Source organism: Bacteroides sp. AM23-12, from assembly GCF_003434395.1.
In the GTDB taxonomy this organism is placed as follows: domain Bacteria; phylum Bacteroidota; class Bacteroidia; order Bacteroidales; family Bacteroidaceae; genus Bacteroides; species Bacteroides thetaiotaomicron.
The window spans coordinates 1-25326 of sequence record NZ_QTLF01000040.1 but is presented as its reverse complement, the minus strand read 5'-3'; the positions used below and the strand labels follow the sequence as shown (position 1 = coordinate 25326).

General features: G+C 43.9%; 14 protein-coding genes. 9 read left to right on the top strand and 5 right to left on the bottom strand.

Features of this window, described 5'->3' with window-relative positions; translation table 11 throughout:
• The first annotated feature begins 11 nt into the window (after positions 1 to 11).
• The 3 genes from DW640_RS20845 to DW640_RS20835 all read left to right on the top strand — a co-directional run bounded on the left by DW640_RS20845 (position 12) and on the right by DW640_RS20835 (position 7386).
• A complete protein-coding gene (locus DW640_RS20845) occupies positions 12 to 3419 on the top strand; it encodes a TonB-dependent receptor (protein ID WP_199610443.1) in 3408 nt (1135 codons plus the stop codon).
• A 14-nt stretch (positions 3420 to 3433) separates the two neighbouring features.
• Positions 3434 to 5509 carry a RagB/SusD family nutrient uptake outer membrane protein gene (locus DW640_RS20840; protein ID WP_008764345.1) on the top strand — a complete coding sequence of 692 codons (2076 nt, stop codon included), beginning with the start codon at positions 3434 to 3436 and terminating at the stop codon, positions 5507 to 5509.
• 290 nt (positions 5510 to 5799) lie between these two features.
• The gene (locus tag DW640_RS20835; RefSeq protein WP_117578907.1) at positions 5800 to 7386 is read left to right on the top strand and encodes a glycoside hydrolase family 28 protein; all 1587 of its coding nucleotides are present in this window, start codon (positions 5800 to 5802) and stop codon (positions 7384 to 7386) included.
• A 232-nt stretch (positions 7387 to 7618) separates the two neighbouring features.
• On the opposite strand, the gene DW640_RS20830 is transcribed toward DW640_RS20835, so the two are convergent.
• Positions 7619 to 11971 carry a hybrid sensor histidine kinase/response regulator transcription factor gene (locus DW640_RS20830; RefSeq protein WP_117578906.1) on the bottom strand — a complete coding sequence of 1451 codons (4353 nt, stop codon included), beginning with the start codon at positions 11969 to 11971 and terminating at the stop codon, positions 7619 to 7621.
• A 444-nt stretch (positions 11972 to 12415) separates the two neighbouring features.
• Between DW640_RS20830 and DW640_RS20825 the strand changes: the two genes are divergently transcribed.
• Genes DW640_RS20825 through nagB form a run of 3 tightly spaced genes read left to right on the top strand, consistent with a single transcriptional unit; the run spans position 12416 to position 15500 of the window.
• Positions 12416 to 13390: a TIGR01212 family radical SAM protein gene (locus tag DW640_RS20825; RefSeq protein ID WP_117578905.1), complete on the top strand. Its 975-nt coding sequence runs from the start codon at positions 12416 to 12418 to the stop codon at positions 13388 to 13390.
• Positions 13391 to 13445: 55 nt separating this feature from the next.
• The gene (locus tag DW640_RS20820; RefSeq protein WP_008764349.1) at positions 13446 to 14642 is read left to right on the top strand and encodes an FprA family A-type flavoprotein; all 1197 of its coding nucleotides are present in this window, start codon (positions 13446 to 13448) and stop codon (positions 14640 to 14642) included.
• Positions 14643 to 14687: 45 nt separating this feature from the next.
• Positions 14688 to 15500, top strand: a complete 813-nt coding sequence (gene nagB / locus DW640_RS20815; RefSeq protein WP_008761009.1) for a glucosamine-6-phosphate deaminase — start codon at positions 14688 to 14690, stop codon at positions 15498 to 15500.
• A 122-nt stretch (positions 15501 to 15622) separates the two neighbouring features.
• Here the strand turns inward: nagB and DW640_RS20810 are convergent, their stop codons facing one another.
• The 4 genes from DW640_RS20810 to DW640_RS20795 form a co-directional block, all read right to left on the bottom strand.
• Positions 15623 to 16237 (bottom strand): L-threonylcarbamoyladenylate synthase, encoded by a 615-nt coding sequence (locus DW640_RS20810; protein ID WP_008761010.1) that lies wholly within the window; start codon positions 16235 to 16237, stop codon positions 15623 to 15625.
• Positions 16238 to 16254: 17 nt separating this feature from the next.
• Entirely contained in the window at positions 16255 to 18771 is a 2517-nt protein-coding gene (locus DW640_RS20805; protein ID WP_074856291.1) for an AsmA-like C-terminal region-containing protein, read from the bottom strand.
• Between the two features lie 120 nt (positions 18772 to 18891).
• Positions 18892 to 20889, bottom strand: coding sequence for an AAA family ATPase (locus DW640_RS20800; RefSeq protein ID WP_008761012.1), 1998 nt, complete (start codon positions 20887 to 20889; stop codon positions 18892 to 18894).
• Positions 20890 to 20933: 44 nt separating this feature from the next.
• Entirely contained in the window at positions 20934 to 21719 is a 786-nt protein-coding gene (locus tag DW640_RS20795; protein WP_008764352.1) for a Cof-type HAD-IIB family hydrolase, read from the bottom strand.
• A gap of 68 nt (positions 21720 to 21787) precedes the next feature.
• Here DW640_RS20795 and DW640_RS20790 point away from each other — a divergent pair, with 68 nt between their 5' ends.
• From DW640_RS20790 to DW640_RS20780, 3 genes are all read left to right on the top strand, one after another.
• Positions 21788 to 22957, top strand: coding sequence for a MalY/PatB family protein (locus DW640_RS20790; RefSeq protein WP_048697087.1), 1170 nt, complete (start codon positions 21788 to 21790; stop codon positions 22955 to 22957).
• Positions 22958 to 23096: 139 nt separating this feature from the next.
• Entirely contained in the window at positions 23097 to 24188 is a 1092-nt protein-coding gene (locus DW640_RS20785; RefSeq protein WP_016269540.1) for a metallophosphoesterase, read from the top strand.
• A gap of 325 nt (positions 24189 to 24513) precedes the next feature.
• Positions 24514 to 24834 (top strand): hypothetical protein, encoded by a 321-nt coding sequence (locus DW640_RS20780; protein ID WP_016269542.1) that lies wholly within the window; start codon positions 24514 to 24516, stop codon positions 24832 to 24834.
• The last annotated feature ends 492 nt before the right edge of the window (positions 24835 to 25326 follow it).

Here is a 25326-nt window from a genome sequence, read left to right as displayed (position 1 = left end):
ACATTGTATTTATGAAGTTCAAGAGATCTTCATTCATTAAAAAGGTAGGCGTGCTATTGTGTTTCGTAGCATTTGCGCTGTCAGCCAATGCACAGACCCGAAAGGTTACAGGACAGATAGTGGACGAAAGTGGCCAGCCGATTATCGGAGCTACTATACGGTTACAGGATGCTACGACAGGTACTATTACTGATATTGACGGTCACTTTTCGCTGAATGTGCCGGATGGGAAAAAGGTGGTAATATCTTATATCGGATATCTGAAACAAGTAATCCTGCCGAAAGGCGATACTTTGAAAGTCATTCTTCAGGAAGATAACCAGAAACTTGATGAAGTAGTCGTAGTAGGTTACGGTAGTATGAAACAGAAAAACATTACCGGTTCCGTATCGACTATTTCTGCTGAAGAACTGGAAGATCTTCCGGTATCCAATCTTTCGGAAGCCTTGCAGGGAATGGTGAATGGCTTGAATGTACAGTTAGGCTCCAGCCGTCCGGGTACGAATGCCAATGAGGTTTATATCCGTCAGAACCGGACTTTCACCGGAATATCCAAGGATGGCGGTAATTCCACCCCTTTGATTATTATTGATGATGTCATTCAGTTAGGAACGAATGGACAGCCGAGTATGGAGCAGTTTAATATGCTGGACCCTTCGGAAGTAGAAAGTATAACTGTGTTACGTGATGCCAGCGCAGCGATTTACGGTTCTCGTGCTGCCAATGGTGCAATTCTTGTAAAGACCAAAAGAGGGAAAAAAGGAGTACCTGTTATTTCCTATTCAGGTAAATTTGCCGTGAATGATGCCGTTAGTCATTCCAAGGTGCTGAAAGGTTCTGCTTATGGACGTTTCTATAATGCTTTGGCGATAGGTTCCAATAAAGCGAGTGGTTATGATGACCTCGACGTGCTGTATAGTGATATGGAATTGGCTGAGATGGATAACCTGAATTATGATTGGCTGGATAAAGCAGGCTGGAAATCGGCTTTCCAACAGACACATACACTGAATGTTACCGGTGGAAGTGAACGTGCTACATATTATGCCGGAGCTACTTATTTTGACCAGGGAGCTAATTTGGGTGATCAAAGCTATAAGCGTTATACTTACCGTGCCGGTGTTGATGTGCGTTTGACGAATGATATTAAATTATCAGCCACGGTTGCCGGTAATGAGGGTAAATCCGATCAGATCTATACAAAAGGGGCTCGCTTTAAACTGTACGGGATGAGTGGAAGTACGGAAAAATCAGACTATAGTGCTTTGCATCATATGCCCAACCATATGCCTTGGAGTGTGACTTTACCGGATGAGAACGGGCAAGATCAGGAATATTGGTTGGGACCTATAGAGAATACATATAGTAGTCCGAGTTTTAATAGAGATTATGTCACTTCCTGGAATTATTTTGCGTTGAATAATAGTGGTTCGTTCAGTAAGAACAGAAGCAACAGCTGGAATGCTGATATCTCATTGACCTACGAAGTTCCTTTTGTGAAAGGTTTGTCACTCCGTGCCACTTATTCGTCTTCGCACTCAAGTGAAGCAACCGAGCAGGCTAGTTTCCCTTATGAACTGGCGTATGTAGGCGGCAGAATGCCTGCCGATCAGCATTTGGTTTATACCATCCCGAGCAGTTCCTTTAAAACGGCTATCTTTGATAAAAACAGTACATTATCATTTAAAGATAAACAGGCGGAAAGACGTCAGATGAACTTTTACGTAAACTATGACCGTACGTTTGGCCAACATAGCATTTCGGCTATGGCTTCCATCGAGCGTTATGAATCATTCTATGATTCTCGTGATATTGAATATGCCGATCTGGCTCATGACATTTCTGATACTTATCTGGGAGTCGGTGGTCCCTCCATCGTCGGGCCGGACGGCAAGTCAGCTCTGGCTTCCGACAATACAGTGACGCTTAAAGGTGAATCGGGCTCGCTTTCTTACTTGGGACGTGTGGCATATTCTTATGCTGACCGCTATATGCTGCAGTTTATTTTCCGTTCGGACGCTTCGACTAAGTTTGCTCCGGAGAATTACTGGGGATTCTTTCCCGGTATCTCTGCAGGATGGATCATGTCTGAAGAATCATGGTTCAAACGCTCGCTTCCTTGGTTTGAATTTTTGAAGGTACGTGCATCCTGGGGACGTACGGGACGTGACAACATCAAAATGTGGAAATGGAAAGAACAGTACAAGATGGACTTGAAAGGAATGCAGTTCGGTGCCGAAAGCGGAAAACCAGGTACCAGTCTGATCCCGCAGTCATCTCCGAACCGTAATGTGAAATGGGATGTTTCCGACAAGTTTAATCTTGGTTTTGATACTCGTTTTTTTGATGGTCGTTTAAGTGCGGTATTCGATTTCTACTATGATATCAATGATAACATCTTGAATCAGTTTATGGCTAGCCAACCGGGAATTCCCGTGTATGCCGGTGGTTCGTATGCTGAAGAAAATTTTGGCCGTGTTGATACATATGGCGGCGAGTTGTCTTTGACATGGCGTGACAAGGTAGGACAGGTGAACTATAATATCGGTATGGATTTCGGTCTGAACGGTAGTAGAGTGAAAGAGTGGGTGCCGGGTTTGCGCTATAACAAATATCCGTCCAGCTCAAGCTGGGAGGAAGGAATGTCTACTTATCTGCCGGTATGGGGATTCAAGGTATGGAAAGGAACCTCGAATGGTGACGGAATTTTGCGTACGCAGGATGATATTAACAGGTATTGGTCTTATCTGGAATCATATACTCCCGAAGGCGGACAAACTAAATATCTGGATAAGACAAGTAAAGACGATTTGCGTCCGGGTATGCTGGCTTACCAGGATTTAGAGGGCGAAATGGTCAATGGAGTTCAACAAGGTCCCAACGGACAGATTGTATTGGAACAGGATTATGGAAAGTTATGTGAAAAGAATAAGACTTATAATGTCTCGACAAGGCTGGGTGCTAGCTGGAAAGGACTTGCTATCAGTGCCAATATCGCTACTTCATGGGGTGGAGTACGCTTTATAGACCGTGCTTCTATGGGTGGTAATAAGAGTACAATGATATGGGCGCCGGATTCTTTCTGGGGAGATATGTTTGACGAAATGTATAATCCGAATGGTAAATACCCTAACTTGGGAACAGAATCTCTGATTTCCAGTTCGGCTATCGCCAACTCTGATTTCTGGATGATTAGTACCTTCCGTTGTTACATACGTAATCTGTCTGTCAGCTATACACTTCCTAAAAAGTGGATTGCTCCGTTGAAAATGTCGGCTGTCCGTCTGAATCTGACCGGTAATAATTTGTGGGATTTGTACAATCCGTACCCTAACCATTACCGTAATATGTATGATGCTTCTTCTACAGATTATCCTACTTTAAGAACTTGGTCATTAGGTGTTAATGTTACATTTTAATAATTGTGTCAACGATGAAAAAGAAAAACTTTTTATATACAGGAACTTTAGCCCTCGGTATGTTTATGTCCGGTTGCAGTGATTCATTTTTGGATATGAATAATTACGGAGCTTATGATGATTTTAATTCTGAAACGAAAATCACCTGGTATCTGGCCGGATTATATCAGACTAGTTTTGAAAACTATACATCTCCGACGTCTCAGTATTTGGGATTGTATACTTCTTATGCGCAGGATTTTAACGAATTCACGGATGAGATGTGGGGAATCACGTCTACCAGCCGGATTGACCCGAGTACGCAATATTCGACCATTGATGATATAAAAACACAGACAGATGCATCCAGCGGTAAAAGTTACGACCCGTTGTTTGCCGGTTATTTCGGCAAGGCACTAGGTTCTAGTGTTACAAACAATGCTTATACGCGTATACGTAACTGCAATATCCTGCTTCGTGACATTGATGCTTCCTCGGTTTCGCAGGATACCAAAGATAAGGCAAAAGGGCAGGCCCTCTTTCTACGTGCCATGCAGTTGTTTGATTTGGTTCGTATGTATGGTTGCGTACCTATTGTGACAACAGTGCTGAATGCTGAGGTGACCGATGCAGGACTGCCAAGAGCCTCTGTGACCCAATGTGTGGAACAGATTGTGAAAGACTTGACCGATGCGGCCGCTTTGCTGCCGGATGAATGGGGAACAAACGATTACGGACGTCTCACACGTGGCGGAGCATTGGCATACAAGAGCCGTGTGTTATTATTCTATGCCAGCCCCATCTTTAATAAGAATTGGAATGATCCGGGCAACCTTCGTTGGCAAAAAGCCCTGGAAGCTACTCAGAACGCTATTTCCGGTATTACTGCCAGTGGATTGGACGGTGTGACGGATGCTGCAAGCTGGAGTAAAATATTGGCGGATGACGATAATGAACATTCTAACAGAGAAACATTAGTTGTCCGACTATTGGCTAAGGAAAGCAACTCGTCATTAGGTTACAAGAATAATCGCTGGGAGAAGAATATCCGTTTGAGTTCTCAAGGAGGAAGCGGTGGAAAAGGTGCTCCTATTGAGTTGATCGATGTATTCCCTATGGCTGACGGTACACTTCCTGATGCCGCTCATCAGGTTACCGAAGGTAGTTTGCGCTTTATGGAAAACCGTGATCCGCGTTTCTACCAGACATTTGCCTTTAATGGTTTGAAGTGGGGACATAAAGATGTCACCAATGATACGGTCTGGGCTTATCGTTGGCGAACTTCGGAGTCAACTACCAGCGGCTTTGCCTATAGTGAAGGAGTAAATATAACCAGTCCGGTATTCGTACGTAAGATGAGTGGACTCAATACTGCTTCTGCCAACAACTACGAAGCTTCGGGAGTGCATATCTATGATTTCCGTTATGCGGAATTGCAATTGAATCTTGCCGAGTGTTATGCGGCAACCAATCAGATTGATTTATGTAAACAGGCAATCGGGAAATTGCGTGCGCGGGTTGGGATTCCTTCCACTAATAATTACGGTTTGGATACTTATGTGTTTGACCGGGCATCGGCGTTGGCTGCCTGTTTGCGTGAACGTCAGGTCGAACTGGCATATGAAGGCAAAAGATATTGGGATATTTGGCGTTGGATGCTTTATGATGGAGGACGGGGAGAAGCTATGCAGTTGAGTACCACTAATACCTGTTCATTCCTGGGAGTAACTCCGTTGACCGAAAGATATCGTACAGCTAAATATGTGGATGTAAAAGATGGATATACTCCAGGCAGTAAAGATGTGTTGTCGGAACTGCGTAAGAATATATTTGCAGACCCTGAATCTGCCGATTTCCAGAAGCAACTTAAAGAAGTGGCTGATTTTTGGGAGTCTAATTTCCAGTACGGGGAGCCCAATGTGCAACCTGATAAGAACAACAGCAATGAATGGATTAAGATCGGATGGCGATCTAATTATTATATAATGGGTCTGTCAAAAGATATTTTGGACAATAACTCCTGGCTCGGACAGACCAAAGGCTGGACAGACCAAAATGGTGCTGCCGGAACTATAGATTGGCAAGATGATGAAACTCTGACCATAGATTAAAACTGTTTTCAGGATTAGATTAAGGGCCATAGTAAGGAAGAATTTTATAATACTTTTCTACTATGGCTTTTTTATGAATTATTTTCCGGAGATATACTTTGTTTGAGTACAATTTTAATAGACGAACAGGTAAATGACTATTTTTTACTCCTAATCTGTCAATAATTGAACTTAGGGGGAGTAGACTTCCATTACTTTTGCTTGTGAAATGGGAAAGACATATCAATGAAGATATGGATATTTCTGTAAGTAGTTATCAATAGGAACCCGATAAAATAAATTAAAAAGAGATGAATGGAATTTTGAAAAAGGATTTGAGAGTTGTGCTGACAGGCGTTATGATATTTATATCATATCAGGTTTATTCAAATCCGGAAAGTGGAACAAAAGAACAGGGAGACGTATACAGGAATCTTCCGTTTTCAATGCCTGAAGTGAGCCAACCTTCCTTTCCCGATTATGAGGTTAATATCCGTGATTTCGGCGCACTCAGCGATGGTGTGACCTTGAACACAGAGGCGATAAACAATGCAATCAAGGCGGTAAGTTCCAAAGGAGGGGGGAAAGTTATCATACCCGAAGGATTATGGTTGACGGGGCCCGTCGTACTTTTGAGTAACGTTAATCTATATGCCGAGAAGAATGCTCTCATTGTATTTAGCAGCGATACATCTCTATATCCCATTATCGACACTTCTTTCGAAGGGCTGGACACTAAGCGCTGCCAATCGCCGATTTCGGCAATGAATGCTGAAAATATAGCCATCACCGGCAATGGTGTTTTCGATGGGGCAGGAGATAGATGGCGTCCGGTCAAGAAAGACAAGATGACGGAACGGCAATGGAAAAATCTGGTGAGTTCGGGTGGTAAAGTGGATGAGAACGGAAAAGTATGGTATCCTGATGCGGGTGCTTTGAAAGCTTCTGTACTTATGACCGGACAAAATAACGGGCAGAAAGAAATAACCGATGAAGAGTGGACTTACATGAAAAGCTGGTTGCGCCCTGTCATGCTGAGTATAGTAAAGAGCAAACGGATTCTGCTGGAAGGGGTGACTTTCAAGAACTCACCGGGCTGGTGTATCCATCCTTTGTCCTGCGAATCTTTGATTTTGAATGATGTGAAGGTGTTCAATCCCTGGTATTCGCAAAATGGCGATGCGCTGGATGTGGAGTCGTGTAAAAACGTACTGGTCACTAATTGTTTTTTTGATGCGGGGGATGATGCTATCTGTCTGAAATCGGGTAAAGATGAGGATGGACGCAGGCGGGGAGAATCTTGTGAGAATGTGATTATTAAGAATAATACGGTTTTGCATGGGCATGGCGGATTTGTAATCGGCAGCGAAATGTCCGGTGGTGTCCGGAATGTATACGTATCGGGCTGTTCTTTCGTGGGCACAGATGTCGGTTTGCGGTTTAAGAGTACCCGCGGACGTGGTGGCGTAGTGGAGAACATTTTCATAGATAATATCAACATGATTGATATTCCCAATGATGCTCTGACGATGGATTTGTATTATGCTGTCAATGACTTTCCGGAAACTCCGATACCGGATGTGAATGAGGAAACTCCTGTTTTCAGGAACATTTATATTTCAAATGTTCTTTGTAGAGGTGCGGGACGGGCAGTATATTTCAACGGGCTGCCGGAAATGCCTCTTAAGAATATCTTTATCAAGAACATGACTGTAACTAATGCCAAGAAAGGTATTGTAATCAATCAGGCTTCTCAGGTGAATATGGAGAATATCAAAGTGGAGGATCCCGAGGCTCCGGGCATACAGATAAAAAATGCTACAGGCATTATTATTAACGGGAAAGAATATAAAAAGGATTCCGGAAAAATGCTGCTTTCCGGAAATCAGCGGAATTAACAGATACGGAACTGTTGCTAACTTATTGGAACATAGGGATAAATAAGTATCCTGCTAGCCAAAATCTTTTATGTCTTTAGTCGTTTTTCTTTCGTTGCACCTAGGTGAGACGAATGTGTTACCTAGGTGCTTCAGTTATCTGACCTGGGTGCTACAATTGTCTGACCTAAGTGCTACGAAAGAAAATAGCCGGTTATGGTGATTAATGAATGCGTACGGTCGGCTTCTTTTTTTATTTATTCTTCTCTTTATATTCGGAAGGCGTGATACCTACTACCTTCTTGAAGCATTTACTGAAATACTTCGGGTCATTGAAACCGGTCATATAGGCTACCTGTGAGAAATTATATTCCCCGCTGTCTATTAGCTGTGCTGCACGTTTGATGCGTACTTCACGTATGAAGTCTACAGGAGTCAGTCCGATGATGGACTTCAGTTTCCGATAGAAGATGGTGCGGCTGAGCATCAGATGCTCTGCAAATTCGTCGATGGTCAGTTCGGCATTATCCATCTGTTCTTCTATGAACTCCATTACCTTTTGCATGAATTGCTCGTCGTAGGGAGTAATCTGCGGTTGCGACGGGGTAAGAGCTTCTGCGACAGCTATTTCTTTCCCTTCCGTCAGTTTGGCCATATAGATTTCCTGCAAGGATTTGCGTTGGCGGAGCAGTGAAGCGATACGTGTTTTCAGATATGTGGCGCTGAAAGGTTTTGTGATATAGTCATCTATACCTTGCTCCAGTCCGGCAATCCTGTCATCCAAAGAGGCTTTTGCCGATAATACAATAATGGGAATGTGACAGATGTTATTGTTTTCTTTGATTTTCCGAATCATCTCCAAGCCGTCCATAACCGGCATCATTACGTCACTGATGATAAGATCGGGGATATTATCAACTGCGTGTTGCAATCCTTCTTTTCCGTTCGGAGCGGTGATAACAGTATAATTCTCAGACAAGATGTTTTTTAAGAAAGCTTTCAGTTCTTCATTGTCCTCAACCACCAATATAGTAAACGTATCCGGAGCCGCATTATTCTCCATATCTTCTTTGTCTTCCGCTTCTGGTCTTTTCTCAGTCTGGAGGCTGCTGTCCGGATGGGTAGTCGGACTTTGACTGTCATTCAGAATAAATTCCACCTGACTGTCTTGTTCGAAGACTTCTTTTTGAAGAGGCAGAGTTACCATGAAACGGCTTCCTGCTTCTGGTTCGCTCGTTACTTTGATTGTACCGTGATGCATGTCGACCATTTCTTTTACCAATGACAGGCCGATGCCGGAAGACGGTTGGAGCATATTCTGCTGTGCCAGTGTTTCGAAGCGCTGGAACAAAGTACGCAGTTTAGTCGGTTCAATTCCGATGCCTTCATCCACCACAGAGATTGTCACTTTATCTGTCTGTTTTGTCACTTCTATTGTAATCGCCTTCTCAGCCGGTGTATATTTGAATGCGTTGGATATCAGATTAAAGAATATCTTTTCAAACTTATCGCGGTCTATCCATGCATATATTGATTTAAGTTCACTTTCCAACCGGAAATTAATCTTCTTTTCTTCTGCAATCAATCGGAAGTTGATCATTACTTTTTCAAGAAGTGGAATCAGGTCTGTCTTCTCCACCAGTACTTTCATCTTCTGATTCTGTATCTTACGGAAGTCCAGAATCTGATTCATGAGACGTAGCATACGTTCGGCATTCTTTTGTACCACAGTCAAGTGCTCACGGGCTGTGGCGGATAAGTCTTCATTTTCCAGAACTTCATTGACCGGGCTGCTGATCAGAGTCAGCGGTGTCCGGAGTTCATGAGATATGTCAGTAAAGAAACGGAGCTTGATATTGGATAGTTGTTGCTCGATATCCACTTGGTGGCGCAACCGATAAATATAAAAAAGTACATATACGATACTGCCCGTAAAGAGAACGAAGAGAATAACGTAGAGCAGCCATGCCCAGCCCGTCTCCCAGAAAGTGGGCAGTACGTTGATGGATAAAGTGCGGATATTGTCCATCCATACGCCGTCGCTGTTGGTGGATTTGATTTGCAGTTTATATTTGCCGTTCGGCAAGTTGATGTAGCTGGCAGAACGGTTCTTGTCGCCGTCGTGCCACTCTTCTTCCAGTCCTTTCAGTCGGTATGCGTAACGGATTTCTTTGGAATCGACATAATCGAGTGCCGCAAACTGGAAAGTAACATTACGCTGAGAGGGGGTGAGGCGTAATTCTTCCAGATCGTCAATGGCGATGACAGAAGATTGTCCCTGCACTTTCAAACCGGTAAAGACAATGGGAGGGACATAGGAACTTTTCTGCATCTCTTTGGAAGAAATCTCAATGAATCCCTTGTCTGTACCGAATACGATTTGATTGCGAGCGTTGATCACCGGTGCCGCTTCTGAGAAGCTAAATTCCTGGTGCAGAGAGTTAAGCCCGTAATTCTCGAAAGTCTCTCTTTGAGCGTCGAATTTGGATATAGCATTTTCCGAAAGAATCCATAAGTTGCCTTGTTGATCTTCCTGCATGGCTTGTACCAAGTCCGAAGCCAGTCCGTCATCCGTTGTATATGTCTTGAACTCAATCTTGTTGCTGAGCAGGTTCTTGGATACGATTTGGCTGATGCCTCCCGTAAAGCTGGCTATATAGGTTCGTTTTTGCTTGTCGGTGTACGTATGCATCACATCATTTCCGCTCAGGCTGGTACTTATTCCTGACTCGCAACAATTACGATAAAACTTGATTTCTTCCGGTCTCTCAAATTGATTGGAGAAAGTCAGTAATCCGTTGGTGGTTCCTATTAACAGCACACCGCCCGGCGCTTTGGATATGTGGCGGACTTTCGAAGCGTAGCCGGTCGGGTAATTCTTCAACTCATTATCGCTGTGTATAAATTCTGTCTTACCGTCCTTATTGTAGGTTAGCAAATTGATTCCTCCGCCATAGCAGCCTATCCAGATACGTTTATGGCTATCTTGAAAAATGGAATATACACTGTTGCCACTCAAGCTGTATGGCATATTCGGTTGATGAGTAAATTGTTGTACGGAATAGGAATCCGGCGACTTTTTCTTTAACAGATAAATGCCGTTTTCTTTTGTTCCTATCCAGATATTGCCTTCATGGTCTTCAAGAAAGCAATATACGCTTGTAAAACTCTGTTTATCTTTGCTTATTTTTCCTTGTGGCGTCAGATAGCCTTCCAACTGTCCGTCCGGTTGGTACACTCTGATCATCTGTGCCTTCGAAGAAACCCACAGCCTCTTTTCATTGTCGCATAAAAAAGCGCGGGTCTCGAATCCATTGTCAATATGCACCAGATTATAGGTATGTGGAAAGAAGGACAATTTGTAAATGCCACGTGTACTGGTCAGCCAGCAGTTGCCTTGATTGTCCAGTGTGTAAAAGCGGACGAGCGGACTGAAAACAGACTTCGGATTGTTGCTGTCCTTCAGCATGGGTTTCAGTTCTTTGTTTTCACGGTCATAATAAGACAGATTCCCTTCCGGGGGGAGAACCCATAACGTGTGTTGCCGGTCTTCAAAGATCACATTCTTATTTTTCCGTTCATATCTGATCACTTCGTCGGCCGGTGTGAACAAATGCTGCATTTCCTCGGTGGATGGATTATAACGGATCACTCCTGTCGTTTGGGGGAATATCCATAGTTCCTTGTAATGGTCTTGATAAACTGACTGTACGACGTTGGAAGGTTGCGTTGATGTGCGTATATCAATCAACTGGAATTCTTTTTCTTTTATCTTATAAATAATCAGTCCGTTATCTGTAGCCAGCAAAAGTGTATTGGAGTCAAACTTCTTGACTTCGTTAATCATCGAAACATGATAAGGAATCTCTATGAATTTGAATTGTCTGGTCTTAAAGTTGTAAGAGGCCAATTTGTCCGATTGGGAAACCAGATAAATAATTCCATCCGCTTCTTTAATATATTGGAACGGGAAATCGCTGTCTACCTGCTTCTTTCCTATGATAGAAATTCCTTTGTTGGTCAGTATCCATTCATCTCCTTCGGAATCTTCGAAAACGGTATATATCTTGTCTCCCTTCAAGTTTTGTTTGAAGGAACTGTACAGAGTGATTCCTTTCCCCTGTTTGCAAAGTTGGTCATCTATGCGGATGGCGGCACATTCGTTTTGAAAGGTGATCCATGAGATTCCTTTGGAAAGGGTATAAATATGGTCGGCATAATTATTCGTTATCATCGTTTCTGCTACTGAACCTAAAATGTCGATGAACTTCTCTGTCTGATTGTCGAACATATACACCCGTCCGTCATAGGCTTGGCACCAGATATCCCCATATTTCGTTTCCGCTATCTGACTGATCCGGTTGGTATTCAGAATATAGCCGTCTTTGTAAGATGTCTTATAGTTTTTGAATGTATATCCGTCGAATTTATTCAGCCCGTTCCAGGTGCCGAACCATAGAAATCCTTTTTTGTCTTGTATGATCGTCTGTACTATTCCTTGAGACATTCCGTCATTGACGGAATAATGCTTGATCTGATAGGTAGGCTGGGCCACTAATATGCAAAAGTTAAAAAGAGAAATAAGAAGGAGCCGGGCGCGTTTCATAATATCGGTGTTTTTTGTTAGAACAAAAATAAGTAAAAGGATGGAAAACAAGAAGCCCGGACGCTACATTGAACGGATAATACGAAAGTTTGCCTATTTTTTCCTCCCTTTCGCTGTCTTGTCTGCCTGCTTATGCTAAAAATCCTCTTTATATTCTGTTTTTAGAACATAAAGAGGATAGTTTATTGACGAGAGTCGCATGGGGTATGGTGAGATGAAATCATAATTGGGGAATAATTGCACAAGACTTTCACAAGTATCCTCCCGTCAATGCTTAAAATCACACAAAACTAACTAAATAGTTTCTGCTTTCGCAATAAATATTAATTTATCTTATGCACTTTATGTTTTTTTTAATATATTGAAGATATTTTGGGGCATCTTTCCGTAACTCGCTGTTTTTTCTTATGTTTGCCACACAAATAACAAATGAATTAAATAGATATGTCTTATCAAATACAATATAATGATTTCCCAACCTTTCTGCGAAAACATTTTCCTTACAAAGTGCAGAAAATATCATTAAATGCCGGTTTTACTTGTCCTAATCGGGATGGGACGAAGGGATGGGGCGGGTGTACGTATTGCAATAACCAGACTTTCAACCCGGACTATTGCCGGACGGAAAAGTCGATTGCTACCCAACTGGAGGAGGGGAAATGTTTCTTTGCCCATAAATATCCGGAGATGAAATATCTGGCGTATTTCCAGGCATATACCAATACTTATGCAGAACTGGAAGGACTGAAACGTAAATATGAAGAGGCGTTGCAGGTAGACGGGGTAGTAGGATTGGTGATCGGTACGCGTCCGGATTGTATGCCGGAAGAACTGCTCCAGTATCTGGAAGAACTGAACCGCCATACATTCCTGATGGTGGAATATGGCATTGAGAGTGCCAGTGATGAGACATTGCGGCGTATCAATCGCGGACATACGTATGCGGATACGGTAGAGGCTGTTCAGCGTACCGCCGCCTGTGGCATACTGACGGGCGGGCACGTCATCCTCGGTCTTCCGGGAGAGACACATGATACAATGGTAGAGCAGGCAGGAATCCTTTCCGCGCTTCCTTTGTCCACACTCAAAATTCATCAGTTACAGTTGATTCGTGGTACTCGCATGGCGCATGAATACGAAGAGAATCCGGAAGGTTTTCATCTGTTTACGGAAGTGGACGAATATATTGACCTGGTGATTGACTATGTAGAGTATCTCCGCCCGGATCTGGTATTGGAACGTTTTGTTTCGCAGTCTCCCAAAGAATTGCTGATTGCTCCGGACTGGGGACTGAAGAATTATGAATTTGTAACTCGTTTGCAAAAAAGAATGAAAGAAAGGGGAGCTTATCAAGGTAAGAAGTACAGGGATTCAGAAAAAAGAGTTATTTTTGCGGAAGATAACTTCACCACAGAATAAATCTCTGTCCTCAGAGGATCATAGCTGGTGAGCAGAAATTAATTAAAGTTGAAGAATGGAACAGAAAACAAGAATTAAAGGAAATGTCCACTATGTGGGAGTAAATGACCGTAATAAACACCGTTTTGAGGCGTTATGGCCGTTGCCCTATGGAGTTTCGTATAACTCTTATTTGATTGATGATGAAATGGTGGCGTTGGTGGATACTGTAGATATCTGTTATTTTGAAGTCTACTTGCGCAAGATCAAGCAAGTAATCGGCGAACGTCCTATTAACTATTTGATTATAAATCACATGGAACCGGATCATTCGGGCTCCATCCGATTGATTAAACAACACTATCCGGATATTATTATTGTCGGCAATAAGCAAACCTTCGGTATGATTGAAGGATTCTACGGTGTTACCGGCGAGCAATATCTGGTGAAAGACGGAGACTTCCTTGCATTAGGCAAGCATATGCTTCGTTTCTATATGACTCCGATGGTGCACTGGCCCGAAACGATGATGACATTTGATGAAACGGACGGAATCCTTTTCTCAGGTGACGGATTCGGATGCTTTGGCACTGTAGACGGAGGATTTCTGGATACCCGTATCAATGTAGATAAGTACTGGGGTGAAATGGTGCGTTACTACTCCAATATCGTTGGCAAATACGGTAGTCCGGTACAGAAAGCCCTGCAAAAATTGGGAGGACTGCCTATCACTACCATTTGCTCTACACACGGACCGGTATGGACAGAGAATATTTCCAGGGTGATCGGTATCTATGACCGTCTGAGCCGTTATGATGCGGACGAAGGTGTGGTTATCGTATATGGCAGTATGTATGGAAATACGGAACAGATGGCGGAAGCTATTGCTGCGGAACTCTCAGCACAGGGAATCAGGAATATTGTGATGCACAATGTGACGAAGAGTCATCCTTCTTATATCCTTGCAGATATTTTCCGTTATAAAGGATTGATTGTCGGTTCTCCGACATACAGTAATCAGATATTCCCGGAAGTGGAATCGTTATTGTCTAAGATTCTGGTTCGCGAACTCAAAGGACGTTATTTGGGATACTTCGGTTCCTTCACCTGGGCAGGAGCTGCTGTGAAGCGTATGGCTGAATTTGCGGAAAAGAGTAAGTTCGAGCTGGTAGGCGATCCGGTAGAGATGAAACAGGCGATGCAGGATATTACCTATACCCAGTGTGAGAACCTGGCACGTGCGATGGCGGACCGCTTGAAAAAAGACCGCTAAATAAAGAATGAACAATTATTTACTAACCTATAAAACAATCGACTTATGAGACTTATTATTCAGCCGGACTATCAGTCCGTATCTCAGTGGGCTGCACATTACGTTGCCGCAAAAATAAAAGCTGCCAACCCAACTCCGGAAAAACCTTTTGTATTGGGCTGTCCTACGGGATCTTCACCTCTGGGTATGTATAAAGCTTTGATCGATTTAAATAAGAAAGGAATCGTTTCTTTCCAGAACGTCGTAACATTCAATATGGATGAATATGTAGGCTTGCCGAAAGAACATCCGGAAAGCTATTACTCTTTTATGTGGAATAACTTCTTCAGCCATATCGATATCAAAAAGGAAAATACGAATATCCTGAACGGTAATGCTCCCGACCTGGATGCAGAATGTGCACGCTACGAGGAAAAGATTAAGTCTTATGGTGGCATCGACCTTTTCATGGGTGGCATTGGTCCAGACGGACACATCGCATTCAACGAACCGGGCTCTTCACTGACTTCCCGTACCCGTCAGAAAACGCTGACTACGGATACAATCATTGCGAACTCCCGTTTCTTTGACAACGATATTAACAAAGTTCCGAAGACAGCTCTGACTGTTGGTGTAGGCACTGTGCTTTCTGCCAAAGAAGTGATGATTATCGTAAATGGTCACAATAAGGCCCGCGCATTGTATCATGCAGTAGAAGGTTCTATCACTCAGATGTGGACTATCAGTGCTTTGCAGATGCACGAAAAGGGTATTATCGTTTGTGACGATGCTGCTACGGAAGAGTTGAAAGTAGGTACTTACCGTTACTTCAAGGATATCGAAGCAGGTCATCTGGACCCGGAATCATTGATCAAGTAAGAAATATTCAGGCACGGATTTCACGGATTAACACGTTTTTTAGATATGTAATCTTTTAAAACCGTGAAATCCGTGTAGTCCGTGCCTGATTTATATATTCTCTAAGTTAATAGTCTTCGGGATTAAATCCCTTCCAGCCAGCCTTTTCCCTGACGGACAATTTCCGGTTCATCTTCTGTGCACTTCACTACTGTAGAAGGTTCTATGCCTCCTATTCCTCCGTCGATTACCAGATCCACGATATCACCGAACTTTTCGTCAATCAGTTCGGGATCGGTCATATATTCCAGATCTTCATGCTCATCGTATGGCAGTGTGGTGGTCATAATAGGAGCATCCAGTAAGCGGGCGATTTCACGGATGATATTGTTGTCCGGCATACGGATACCCACCTCTTTTCGGTTACGGAAGATTTTGGGCAGCCGGTTGGTGCCATTCAGGATAAACGTGAACGGGCCGGGGAGATTATGCTTCATGAGCTTGAACTCATTATTACCCACTTTGGCATACTCGCTGATACTGCTTAGATCGTAGCAGATGATAGACAGGTTGTTTTTGCGCGGATCAATATCTTTGATCCGGCAAATCCGTTCAATAGCACGTTCTTTCAGCCCGTGGCATCCGATGGCGTACATCGTATCCGTAGGATAGATGATCAGTCCGCCGTCGTTCAGGATGTCGGTTACCCGTTGCAAGTCCTGCGGGTTATTGTTTTTATCGTACAGTTTCAGAAGCATACTCTCTTCTCCTTTTCTTATTTAAGTTTCTTCTTTAAGAAATCAAGTGCTTTCTCTGTAGCTTTTTCCGTCACTTTCTGTTTGATGGAATCTTTGTTGGCAGTCGTGGCAGAATCCAGTCCGAGCTTTTCTCCCAGTTTGCTGATTGCTTCGTCGGCTACGGATTCAAGTGCCTGATTGGCCATACTCTTTGTATCGACACTGACTTTCGGGGAAGTGAATGAACCTCCGATCTTCAGATCGAGCGTCATTAGCTTGGAAATGCCGGTGGATGCCGGAAGCTTGATCTTGCCGGAGTAGTCGATGGTCTGGTCAAGTCCTGTGCTACCGGAGAGATTCAGATTATAGTCACCCATTTTGATATCAAACGGTTTGGTTTCCACCCGTCCGTCTTTGATGGTGAAATCCAGTGTCATATCTTTCACTTTCATTTCTTTCAGACTCGGCTGGCTGATGGCGTCGGCTATCTGGTCGATTGCTTTCACACCACTCAGACTGAGGTCGCGGGTAGACAAGCTGCCGTCTCCTTGCATCGTTTCCAGTACCGGGCTCATGGCTGCGTCCAGGTCGGTCAGCACATTGATGCTGCCGGAGAAGTTTCCTTTCAGATTCTCAAAGATAGGAGCCAGTTGCTGAACCATATCCAGTTCTTTGTATGCCTGTGAGAAGCTGATATCCGACAGTTTGAATCCGGCTTTCATTTCCGGTTTCTTCGCATTGGCGGTAGAGTAATATCCATTCATCACCACGTTGCCGCCCATAGTACCCATAGAAAGATTCTTCATATCTACCTTTCCGTCTTTGACAACAAGTTTACCGTTCATGTTGTTGAATGTCATCTTGTCAAACAGCACCTGTTTCAGATTGGCGTCCATCTGGAAGTCGATATTGCGCGGAACTTCTATCACGCCGGCAATTGCCGTGGAGTCTGTGGCAGCTGCTTCGGTAGTTGCCACGCTGTCTGCGGATGCTGTCATGAAATCATTCAGATTGAAATAATTGGAATGAATGTTCAGCGTTCCTTTCAGTGTAGTACCTTTCAGAGCGTAGCCGATATAGTTCTCGAAACGGCTGTCGGCAGTAATATCGTTCTTACCGATATTGACCGTCGTTTCGCTCAGTTGCAGATATTTCGGGGTGAAGGTGAAGAGTGATTTCTTGATGTCTACATCCGGCATATCCTGCATTTTCAGTTTCATATTGGTCAGACCGATGGTTCCGGAGGCTTTCATGTTGTCGTACTGTTCTTTCTCTATATAAGAAAGGCGTCCTGACATTTGCATATCGGCGTTGATGGTTCCGTTCAGTTCCATATCTCCCAAAGGATATACCTGTTTGATCATACCCAGGTCGAGCGTACCTTTTGCCTCAGCTTTGAAATCGGGGTCGCTGACCGGTGTTTTCACGTCCGCAGTCAGACTGAAAGGATTTCCTGCCAGACGGAAGCTAAACGGGTTGATTTGGATGGTGGTCAGGTCTATATTTCCTCCCGGATTCCGGACGTTGGCATTAATGTTGATTTGATCGACTCCTGCGGGCAATGCCGGATAGCGGAACATAGCGTTCTTGACTTGCATATCGATGTTGAATGCGGGGACAGTATCTCCTTGCAGCGTACCTTTGGCTGATGCGGCAAGAGTAGCGGTTCCGTCTGTTTTCAGACTGGAGAATTCCGTTGCGTAAATGGCAGGAATCAAAGAAAGTATTTCCTTGAAGCCTACATCATTGGTGTTGAGTTTGAGATCCATGTCGATAGCGGGATCTTTCAGTTCCACCCAACCGTCGATACCTGCCTGAATGGCGTTGAGGCGAATGGTATTGTCTTTCAGTGTATACTTGTTGTTGGCAAGATCGGCGTCTACGTCCATATTGGCGGAGATGTTGGCGTTTGCAAGGAAAGGAATGCCATTCATCTTGTAAGTCAGTGATTTGGTTTCCGCTTCCAGTTTCAGCGTAGTGCGGTCACTGCCCAGGTCACCGGCACAAAGGGCGTTGAAATCACGGATGTCGGCATACATTTTACCTTGCTGGTCGTCATAAATCAAATTCATGTTCTTGATGACGAAACGTTGCAGCTTGACTTTGAAAGGAGATGACTCTTCTTCCGTGGCAGGCGTTTCCTGCGTGTCTGTCGTGTCGGGCTTCATGATATCCCAGTTGACATGACCGTCCGGCAGGACGATGGCGTGCAGGCGGGTATCTTCTATGAATACTTTGGAAATGTCATAACCGCTGTCTCCGAAAAGGGAGAACAGATTGATGGTGGCAGTCACCTCTCCGGCTTGTACAAGGGTATCGTTTGCGAATTCTCCCGCGCCTTTCAGCCAGAAATCTTCGAGAGTAACAGAAGCCTGCGGAAAGTTGCGGAACAGGCTAATGTTGAGTTTCTTGAAATCAAATTGTGCATTGAGCATCTTGTTGCCTTCTGTTTTTACAATACCTGCTATCTTACCTTGGAAGGCGAAAGGAAGGAGGAGCATCAGAATGATTATTACCCCTACAACGATAGCTGCGATTTTCAAACCTTTTTTCATTTGCTTTTCTTTTAAGAGTTTGACGTACATACGAAGGCAAAGTTAATAAAAAGTTTTTGATGTAAGATGATATTCAATAACTTTCACAATCAGAAGACTTCTGATACACTACCAACTTATTTATGATTTTTTCTTTCTGAGTTCTTCGGCAATTCTCCATTGTATGGCGGCTTCCACTTCTTTCCCCACTCTTAACAGGGCATCTCCGAAGAGCTCGTGTGCGCCGGCATGCTCGGGTTTCAGACTTGTAGCCTTGTCCAGGTCTGCAATTGCCCCTTCTGTATTATCGATTTTCAGACGCAGTTTTCCACGGTTGTACACAGCTTTAAAGTTTGCAGGATGAAGGCTGACAGCGGTATTGAAACAGTTTTCCGCATCAAAATACTCTTTGCTGTTGAACAAGGTGATTCCTTTTCGTATCCAGGCGTCTATATAATTAGGGTCGAGGCTGAGCGCTTTGTCATAATTGGCAATGGCGGCACGGGCGTCGTGGGCTTGGGTGATACATTCATTTCCCATTAACAGATATTCATGGGCATATTGCCGCAGACGTTCCTGCTGTTCCCGCATTTGCTCTTTGAGCTTTTTGTTCTGCTCCTGCAAGGTATTGATAATCCCCAGTTTCCGGCGGATTAATCGGCGAGGAACAGGTTTCTCTATATCATAACGGGAGTGAATGGCACGGAAAAATTGTTCCAGACATTCCTCCATATCCCCTTTGTCGAAAGCACGTGCGGCAGCGGCATACTGAACATCGGCCTGCGCCTGTTTCAGAGCCTTGTCGATGGCTTGCCGGTCGTTGAACCGTCCGGCAAAGTTTACGATTTCGGGACGCACAAAGATATCCGCCCGGTTGATCGGTTTTTTGAGCTGGATGCCATCCAGTGAGGTACAACGGCTGAGTGCTACATACGCCTGTCCGCCGGCAAATACACCTCCCGTGAAGTCAATCACTACTCTGCTGAAAGTCAGCCCCTGACTCTTGTGGACGGTAATGGCCCAGGCCAGCCGGATGGGATATTGGGTGAAGCTGCCTAGTACTTCCTCTTCAATCTCTTTCGTCTTTTCGTTGTAGCGATAGCGGATGTTACGCCATGATTCCCGTTTTACATCGCATTCCTTGCCGTCATCGGTGATGACGTATATCGTTTCTTCTTCCTCGTCGATACCGGCAATCACTCCGATGGTACCGTTTACCCACCGGCGGTCGAAATCATTCTTGATAAAGATGATTTGAGCACCCGGTTTCAGAACGAGTTCCTGTGAGGTCGGCAGACTGCTTTCGGGGAAATCCCCTTCAATGCTTCCTTCAAAGGTGATCGGTTCTCCTGCCAGCTCGGCCAGTTTCTTCTCATTGATCGAGTCAACCGTATCCCTTCGGGTGGCAAGCGTGATGTACATATCGGCTTCCGATTCTTCGATATGGCTTCCGTATCGGGTGTTCAGCAGTTGCAGGTCGGCTGCTCCGGCGGTGTTGGTACGGATATGGTCGAGAACGCTGACAAAGACGGAATCAGTCTGCCGGTATACTTTTTGGAGTTCGATGGATACCAGATCGATCTGGCTGAATACTCTTGCCGAAAAGAAGTATGGAGTAGGATAGGCACGGTTCAGAATCTCCCTCTCGTCATTCTTCACGACAGGTTCCAGCTGGAAAACATCGCCTACCAATAACAACTGTTTGCCGCCGAAAGGTTCCCGTAAGTTATGCGAATATACACGTAAGATGCGGTCGATGGCATCAATGAGGTCCGCCCGTACCATAGAGATTTCGTCTATGATGACCAGTTCAATCTGTTCCAGTAACTTCCGGTGCGGTTTGGTGTACTTGAAGAACTCGTGAATGCGTCCTCTCTGGAGACTTAAATTCGGATCGTCCGGCAGTAACGGATAGAAGGGGAGTTTGAAGAAACTGTGCATCGTACTTCCTCCGGCGTTGATGGCTGCGATGCCGGTAGGTGCGAGAACGACATGTTTCTTCTTGGTATGTTCGCAGACATAACGTAGGAATGTAGATTTACCTGTACCCGCTTTTCCGGTCAGAAAAACCGACTGGCGGGTATACTGAATAAGATTCAGGGCGTCCTGAAAAGCTGCGTTATTAGTGTCTACGCTCATAAAGTTAGTGACGGATAAGCAGATGTGCTGACCGGATAAATGAATTAGATAATCCCGAAATGTTTCATAGCCTTGCTGATGCCGTCCTCATCAATGGGGGCTGTCACATAGTCGGCTGCGGCTTTTACATCCTCTTTGGCCTGCCCCATAGCGACTCCGATAGCTGCGTGGCGGAGCATGCTGATATCGTTTCCTCCGTCGCCGAAGGACATCGTTTCTTCCAGCTTGATGCCAAAGTGCCGGATGATTTCATCGATGCCTTTCTGTTTGGTATCGCCTTTGGCTGTGACATCCGCAAAAGCCGGATACCAGCGGCCTATTTCGCAAGTCGGGATGGATGGAAGCACTTCTTTTTCTTCTTCCTCCGTGATGAAGGGAGTCATCTGGATCACTTCCTTATTGCTTGCTTCTTCAAAGGAAACTGTCGGGATGACATTTACATGCAGGAAGTCATAAAAGATCTTCTTCACCATCTCATTCGGTTGGCAAACAGAGATATTATGCTCCTCCACGAAGATGCAGGGGACTCCTTTCTTTTCGCAGAAAGCAGCCATTGCTTTTACTTCTTCCTGCGGGATGGCACTTTTGTAAATTACTTCTTCTCCGACAAAACAATAGGCTCCGTTCATGGTTATATATCCATCGATCAGGTTCCGGTCCTGCAATTCGGAAAGATTGTTGATAATGGCTTTCGGGCGTCCGGTAGCGATAAATATTTTAAGCCCTTTTGCGTGGGCGGCTTCCAATGCCTCAATGGTAGAAGACGGGATACGGTGTGTTTCGAAACTAACCAGCGTTCCGTCTATATCAAAAAATAAAGCTTTCGTCATAAATTCCTTTTTGAATTGAGTACAAATGTACTACTTTTGTCTCACATAACATAAAAACCTCATGCAGTATGAACTATAATTTTGATGAAATAATAAACCGTAACGGTACGGACTCCGTAAAATGGGATGCTGTAGAACGCCGTTGGGGGCGTAATGACTTGATTCCGATGTGGGTGGCTGATATGGATTTCCGCACAGCCCCTTTTGTAATCGATGCCTTGAAGAAACGTCTGGAACATGAAGTGCTGGGCTATACATTTGCCTGCAAAGAATGGGCCGAATCCATTATTAACTGGCTCAAAGAACGGCATGGATGGGAGATTCGTGAAGAAATGCTGACGTTTACTCCCGGCATTGTCCGTGGACTGGCATTTGCCATCCATTGTTTCACGGAGAAAGGAGACAAGGTGATGGTCATGCCTCCTGTCTACCATCCTTTCTTTCTTGTGACACAGAAGAACGAACGTGAAGTGGTTTACAGTCCGTTGGTATTGAAAGACGGGCAATATCATATTGATTTCGACCGTTTTCGCAAAGATGTGCAGGGATGTAAACTGCTTATCCTGAGTAATCCCCATAATCCGGGCGGACGTGTATGGACCAAAGAAGAACTGTCGCAGATTGCCGACATCTGCTATGAGAACGGTACATTAGTAATCTCTGACGAGATTCATGCCGACTTGACCCTGCCTCCTTACAAACATCCCACCTTTGCTTTGATTTCGGAGAAAGCACGGATGAACTCCCTTGTCTTTATGTCTCCGAGCAAAGCGTTTAATATGCCCGGACTGGCAAGTTCGTATGCAATTATTGAGAATGACGAACTTCGTCATCAGTTTCAGGTATATATGGAAGCGAGCGAGTTCTCCGAAGGACACTTATTCGCTTATCTCAGCGTAGCAGCAGCCTACAGTCATGGTACTGAATGGCTGGATCAGGTCATTGCCTATATCAAAGGAAATATTGACTTCACGGAAAGTTATCTGAAAGAGCGGATTCCTGCCATCAGAATGATTCGTCCGCAAGCATCCTACCTTATCTTTTTGGATTGTCGTGAGCTGGGATTAAGTCAGGAGGAACTGAATCGCCTGTTTGTAGAAGATGCCCACTTGGCTTTGAATGAAGGAACGACGTTCGGCAAAGAAGGTGAAGGGTTTATGCGGTTGAATGTAGCCTGTCCGCGTGCTACGCTGGAGAAGGCTTTGAGGCAATTGGAACAAGCTGTCAACAATAGGTAGAAGTTTTGTCGAATGCTTTACACAAATCCGGTAACATAATACCTGTTTTTTATTCCTCACAAAGATATACAGACACTCACTACCAGACAACGGAAAAGGGCGATAATATATTTGATAACCATTTTAATTTATAACGATTATGCGAATATTTTTCCTGATATTCCTGCTTGCTTATGTAGGTGGTAATGTTTATATCTTTATCCGTACATTACAGATGCTTTCCGGCTTCTCGCTGGCTATGAAGATTCTGTTGTCTGTCGTCTATTGGCTGGTAGCTTTCTCGTTGGTGATAGCTATGCTGACCCGTCATATAGATATGCCTGTCATCCTGTCGAAATCCATGTTTCACATCGGTTCGGTATGGCTGGTGTTTACACTGTACATGATTTTTGCTTTGTTGATAGCGGATGTGACGAGAATATTTGTGCCGTCACTGAATCACGGTTTCTATTATGCGTTGGGAGCGACTTGCTGTCTGCTTCTGTACGGTTATTATAATTACCGTCATCCGCAGGTCAATAAGATTGATGTCTTCCTTGATAAGCCGATAGAAGGTCACGGAATCAATATCGTAGCCGTGAGTGACGTCCATTTAGGGTATGGTACGGGAAAAGCTATGCTGAAAGAATATGTAGATATGATAAATGCGCAGCATCCCGACCTTATACTTATCGGTGGAGATTTGATAGACAATAGTCTTACCCCATTATATAAGGAGAATATGGCGGAAGAACTGGCACGGCTGAAAGCTCCCTTGGGCATTTATATGGTTCCGGGAAATCATGAATACATCAGCGGTATTGATGAAAGCGTCCGCTTCTTGAAAGATACTCCCATACAACTATTGCGTGATTCCGTAGTAACATTGCCTAACGGTGTGCAGATCATCGGACGTGACGACCGTTCCAACCGTTCCCGTCATTCCCTGCCTACCTTATTAAAGCAAGCGGATCGTAGTAAACCTATCATTCTTTTAGATCATCAACCCTACAACCTGGCCAAAACAGATTCTTTGGGAATAGACCTGCAATTCAGCGGACATACGCATCATGGACAGATATGGCCTATGAGTCTGATTACAGACAGAATATATGAACAGAGTCACGGCTATCGCAAATGGAGTCAATCACATATCTATGTTTCCAGCGGATTATCTCTTTGGGGGCCTCCTTTCAGAATAGGAACAAACAGCGATATGGCGGTATTTCATCTGAATCAGATGGCGAAATAGTACTCACTAAAGTTTCAATATCAGAAAATATAACTATATTTGTAGCGTATCTCCGCAATGGAGATACGCTTTTTTATTTTGGAGATAGCGTTTTTATTATCTGCTCTCATAAATCTGGTAAATTTAGTATTCGCAGATAATAAGTAACCGGTCTCCACGTCTTTGTTGTATATAAGTTTGTTATATACCTCATGGGCGTGGGACTATTGCTTATTATTCGAATACGGGCTTACCAGAGCCTTTGAGAGGGTAATGTAGTAATAGTTTCCGCGCCCTTCTTTTTTGTGGCATGCGGGAACACACACAAATAAAAGAACAGAAAATTATGGATGATTCTACTTGTTGCGGTACCTGCCTGATGAAGTCTGATTTACAGAACTCCACCGACAAATTTGCCTTTCTTAAAGACAACTGGCCTAGCTTTGGACAAATTGAAAGTATTGATAAACTGTCAAAACAGGAACTTAACTGTACACTCTGTTTCCTTAATGTTCTCATTGATGAGTTCGTGAATGAAAAGTCTGCTTGTCCAAATCGTGTTATCACCCGTTTGGTGTTGATACGAATATATGTTCAGAATAGTATGGAACTCATGGAATTAAAAGAATTACAATCAGAACAAGAGAAGTCGGATGGGGGGAAATAGGTTAATTCAGCTAGTTTTTTCTCCCAATGAAAAAGTCATCTGTTTTGCTCTCATGCTCTAACTATTCATCTGTATCCCTTTATTCATCGCAGTTTCGGCTATGGTAGCAAGAGTGGTGGCAAGTATGAGAGCAAACGGTTGCTCTCATACCGTTACATTGTATTTTGAATCATTTTTTTAATGTTATCTTCTGATTTTTAGGATATTAATGGATGATAACTCATACTTTGTTGACTGAAAATGCTTGATCACTACCTGAAAGAACAGGTGAACGGAGACAACCGATACGGTTGAGTTAATCCAATCATATGGTCGATCTAATTTGATTAACAGGTGTTTCAGAAAGTTTCCTATGCTTGAAACTAGAGTTTCAAACTGATGAAACTTTAGTTCCAAACTGATGAAACTTTAGTTCCAAGCCTCAGAAACTTTAGTTCCAAGCTTCAGAATGATGTGTACTGGTTTTAGTTGACAACTTCGTTTGTTATAACT

What these genes read in the sequence shown, in the direction of transcription:
- DW640_RS20800 (WP_008761012.1), bottom strand. Translation starts at nt 20,889, where the DNA reads ATGAGCGTAGACACTAATAACGCAGCTTTTCAGGACGCCCTGAATCTT.
- DW640_RS20785 (WP_016269540.1), top strand. Translation starts at nt 23,097, where the DNA reads ATGCGAATATTTTTCCTGATATTCCTGCTTGCTTATGTAGGTGGTAAT.
- DW640_RS20780 (WP_016269542.1), top strand. Translation starts at nt 24,514, where the DNA reads ATGGATGATTCTACTTGTTGCGGTACCTGCCTGATGAAGTCTGATTTA.
- nagB (WP_008761009.1), top strand. Translation starts at nt 14,688, where the DNA reads ATGAGACTTATTATTCAGCCGGACTATCAGTCCGTATCTCAGTGGGCT.
- DW640_RS20790 (WP_048697087.1), top strand. Translation starts at nt 21,788, where the DNA reads ATGAACTATAATTTTGATGAAATAATAAACCGTAACGGTACGGACTCC.
- DW640_RS20795 (WP_008764352.1), bottom strand. Translation starts at nt 21,719, where the DNA reads ATGACGAAAGCTTTATTTTTTGATATAGACGGAACGCTGGTTAGTTTC.
- DW640_RS20820 (WP_008764349.1), top strand. Translation starts at nt 13,446, where the DNA reads ATGGAACAGAAAACAAGAATTAAAGGAAATGTCCACTATGTGGGAGTA.
- DW640_RS20825 (WP_117578905.1), top strand. Translation starts at nt 12,416, where the DNA reads ATGTCTTATCAAATACAATATAATGATTTCCCAACCTTTCTGCGAAAA.
- DW640_RS20805 (WP_074856291.1), bottom strand. Translation starts at nt 18,771, where the DNA reads ATGAAAAAAGGTTTGAAAATCGCAGCTATCGTTGTAGGGGTAATAATC.
- DW640_RS20845 (WP_199610443.1), top strand. Translation starts at nt 12, where the DNA reads ATGAAGTTCAAGAGATCTTCATTCATTAAAAAGGTAGGCGTGCTATTG.
- DW640_RS20835 (WP_117578907.1), top strand. Translation starts at nt 5,800, where the DNA reads ATGAATGGAATTTTGAAAAAGGATTTGAGAGTTGTGCTGACAGGCGTT.
- DW640_RS20810 (WP_008761010.1), bottom strand. Translation starts at nt 16,237, where the DNA reads ATGCTTCTGAAACTGTACGATAAAAACAATAACCCGCAGGACTTGCAA.
- DW640_RS20840 (WP_008764345.1), top strand. Translation starts at nt 3,434, where the DNA reads ATGAAAAAGAAAAACTTTTTATATACAGGAACTTTAGCCCTCGGTATG.
- DW640_RS20830 (WP_117578906.1), bottom strand. Translation starts at nt 11,971, where the DNA reads ATGAAACGCGCCCGGCTCCTTCTTATTTCTCTTTTTAACTTTTGCATA.